The organism is Peribacillus saganii (assembly GCF_003429095.1).
Lineage (GTDB): Bacteria > Bacillota > Bacilli > Bacillales > DSM-1321 > Peribacillus > Peribacillus saganii.
In genome coordinates this window covers 1-2,935 of record NZ_QVTE01000042.1, presented here as the reverse complement: position 1 = coordinate 2,935, position 2,935 = coordinate 1, and the positions used below count along the sequence as shown (strand labels likewise).

The following is a 2,935-nucleotide window of genomic DNA, read 5'->3' as shown; positions in this document are numbered from 1 at the left end:
TTGGTTAAGTCCTCGATCGATTAGTATCAGTCAGCTCCACGTGTCACCACGCTTCCACCCCTGACCTATCAACCTGATCATCTTTCAGGGATCTTACTAGCTTGACGCTATGGGAAATCTCATCTTGAGGGGGGCTTCATGCTTAGATGCTTTCAGCACTTATCCCGTCCGCACATAGCTACCCAGCGATGCCTTTGGCAAGACAACTGGTACACCAGCGGTGCGTCCATCCCGGTCCTCTCGTACTAAGGACAGCTCCTCTCAAATTTCCTGCGCCCGCGACGGATAGGGACCGAACTGTCTCACGACGTTCTGAACCCAGCTCGCGTACCGCTTTAATGGGCGAACAGCCCAACCCTTGGGACCGACTACAGCCCCAGGATGCGATGAGCCGACATCGAGGTGCCAAACCTCCCCGTCGATGTGGACTCTTGGGGGAGATAAGCCTGTTATCCCCGGGGTAGCTTTTATCCGTTGAGCGATGGCCCTTCCATGCGGAACCACCGGATCACTAAGCCCGACTTTCGTCCCTGCTCGACTTGTAGGTCTCGCAGTCAAGCTCCCTTGTGCCTTTACACTCTGCGAATGATTTCCAACCATTCTGAGGGAACCTTTGGGCGCCTCCGTTACATTTTAGGAGGCGACCGCCCCAGTCAAACTGCCCGCCTGACACTGTCTCCCGCCCCGATCAGGGGCGCGGGTTAGAATTTCAATACAGCCAGGGTAGTATCCCACCGACGCCTCCACCGAAGCTGGCGCTCCGGCTTCAAAGGCTCCTACCTATCCTGTACAAGCTGTACCAAAATTCAATATCAGGCTGCAGTAAAGCTCCACGGGGTCTTTCCGTCCTGTCGCGGGTAACCTGCATCTTCACAGGTACTATAATTTCACCGAGTCTCTCGTTGAGACAGTGCCCAGATCGTTACGCCTTTCGTGCGGGTCGGAACTTACCCGACAAGGAATTTCGCTACCTTAGGACCGTTATAGTTACGGCCGCCGTTTACTGGGGCTTCGGTTCAAAGCTTCGCTTGCGCTAACCTCTCCCCTTAACCTTCCAGCACCGGGCAGGCGTCAGCCCCTATACTTCGCCTTGCGGCTTCGCAGAGACCTGTGTTTTTGCTAAACAGTCGCCTGGGCCTATTCACTGCGGCTTTTCAGGGCTATGAACCCTAAAAAGCACCCCTTCTCCCGAAGTTACGGGGTCATTTTGCCGAGTTCCTTAACGAGAGTTCTCTCGCACACCTTAGGATTCTCTCCTCGCCTACCTGTGTCGGTTTGCGGTACGGGCACCCTTCATCTCGCTAGAGGCTTTTCTTGGCAGTGTGGAATCAGGAACTTCGGTACTATATTTCCCTCGCCATCACAACTCAGCCTTCATGATAATGGGATTTGCCTCATTATCAGCCTAATTGCTTGGACGCGCATATCCAACAGCGCGCTTACCCTATCCTCCTGCGTCCCCCCATTGCTCAAACGATGAATTGGTGGTACAGGAATATCAACCTGTTGTCCATCGCCTACGCCTTTCGGCCTCGGCTTAGGTCCCGACTAACCCTGAGCGGACGAGCCTTCCTCAGGAAACCTTAGGCATTCGGTGGAAGGGATTCTCACCCTTCTTTCGCTACTCATACCGGCATTCTCACTTCTAAGCGCTCCACCAGTCCTTCCGGTCTGGCTTCAACGCCCTTAGAACGCTCTCCTACCACTGATACCAACGGTATCAATCCACAGCTTCGGTGTTATGTTTAGCCCCGGTACATTTTCGGCGCGGAGTCACTCGACCAGTGAGCTATTACGCACTCTTTAAATGGTGGCTGCTTCTAAGCCAACATCCTGGTTGTCTAAGCAACTCCACATCCTTTTCCACTTAACATAAACTTTGGGACCTTAGCTGGTGGTCTGGGCTGTTTCCCTTTTGACTACGGATCTTATCACTCGCAGTCTGACTCCCAACGATAAGTCTTTGGCATTCGGAGTTTGACTGAATTCGGTAACCCGATGGGGGCCCCTAGTCCAATCAGTGCTCTACCTCCAAGACTCTTGCGTTGAGGCTAGCCCTAAAGCTATTTCGGAGAGAACCAGCTATCTCCAGGTTCGATTGGAATTTCTCCGCTACCCACACCTCATCCCCGCACTTTTCAACGTGCGTGGGTTCGGGCCTCCATTCAGTGTTACCTGAACTTCACCCTGGACATGGGTAGATCACCTGGTTTCGGGTCTACGACCACATACTCATTCGCCCTATTCAGACTCGCTTTCGCTGCGGCTCCGTCTTCTCAACTTAACCTTGCATGTAATCGTAACTCGCCGGTTCATTCTACAAAAGGCACGCCATCACCCGTAAATGGGCTCTGACTACTTGTAGGCACACGGTTTCAGGATCTCTTTCACTCCCCTTCCGGGGTGCTTTTCACCTTTCCCTCACGGTACTGGTTCACTATCGGTCACTAGGGAGTATTTAGCCTTGGGAGATGGTCCTCCCTGCTTCCGACGGGATTTCTCGTGTCCCGCCGTACTCAGGATCCACTCAGGAGGGAACGAAGTTTCGGTTACAGGGTTTTTACCTTCTCTGACGGACCTTTCCAGGTCTCTTCGCCTACCCCGTTCCTTTGTAACTCCATGTTGAGTGTCCTACAACCCCAAGAGGCAAGCCTCTTGGTTTGGGCTATGTTCCGTTTCGCTCGCCGCTACTCAGGAAATCGCGTTTGCTTTCTCTTCCTCCGGGTACTTAGATGTTTCAGTTCCCCGGGTCTGCCTTCATCACCCTATGAATTCAGGTGTAGATACTGTTCCATTACGAACAGTGGGTTTCCCCATTCGGAAATCTTCGGATCAAAGCTTACTTACAGCTCCCCGAAGCATATCGGTGTTAGTCCCGTCCTTCATCGGCTCCTAGTGCCAAGGCATCCACCGTGCGCCCTTTCTAACTTAACCA

1 rRNA gene is annotated in these 2,935 nt (G+C 53.0%); it reads right to left on the bottom strand.

Going from position 1 to position 2,935, the window contains the following annotated elements:
• A 23S ribosomal RNA gene (locus D0469_RS14390) occupies window positions 1-2,934 on the bottom strand.
• Window position 2,935: the final 1 nt, after the last annotated feature.